Here is a 612-nt window from a genome sequence, read left to right on the forward strand (position 1 = left end):
TTATTTAAATCTACATTGCGGCAAGCAAGCTTTTCGCAAATAGTTTGTTTTCTAGCTAACACATGCTCCTGGAAGTTATCTCTGGCATATAGAAGGTATAAATATAGCTGAAGCGCTACAAGCTCAAAATGGTATCTATTATGCATTGACTGGAAGGCGCTGATTGTCCTGTCTTCGCTAACGATGCCTGCCATAGGCAGCTTACACCATCCGTCATGAATGCACCCATCAACATCCACTGTATAGATTTTCTTTCTTTTTGACGCGGGCGATAGGTATTTAATTAGTTTTTTATTATCGAGCAATTTGAGACCTTCATTTACCAAAGATCGGCTGATAGAAGCTATTTCGCTTATTTCTGTAAACGTAAGTTTTACGGTTCGCACTCCATCATCCTCTTCTTTTCCAAAGAGACAAAAAGTTATATATATCTTTATGGCGGCAATGGCATGTGAAGTCTCTAAACTATTAAACTCTGTCAGTCTATTACCGATCCAGAGTGATGGCATTTTTTTCCAATATAACATTAGTGATTCCTTTATGCGGAAATGAAAGTGAAATAAATCATAATTAACACACAAATGGCCAATGCAAGACTAGTAAGTGACCCTG

At 37.7% G+C, this 612-nt stretch carries 1 protein-coding gene; it reads right to left on the reverse strand.

What is annotated here, in order from left to right:
• A partial coding sequence (locus R7P64_RS24360; RefSeq protein ID WP_318124186.1) for a hypothetical protein occupies positions 1 to 527 on the reverse strand: 527 nt, incomplete at its 3' end.
• Positions 528 to 612: the final 85 nt, after the last annotated feature.

The organism is Vibrio sp. 2304, assembly GCF_033339475.1.
Taxonomy (GTDB): Bacteria; Pseudomonadota; Gammaproteobacteria; order Enterobacterales; family Vibrionaceae; genus Vibrio; species Vibrio alginolyticus.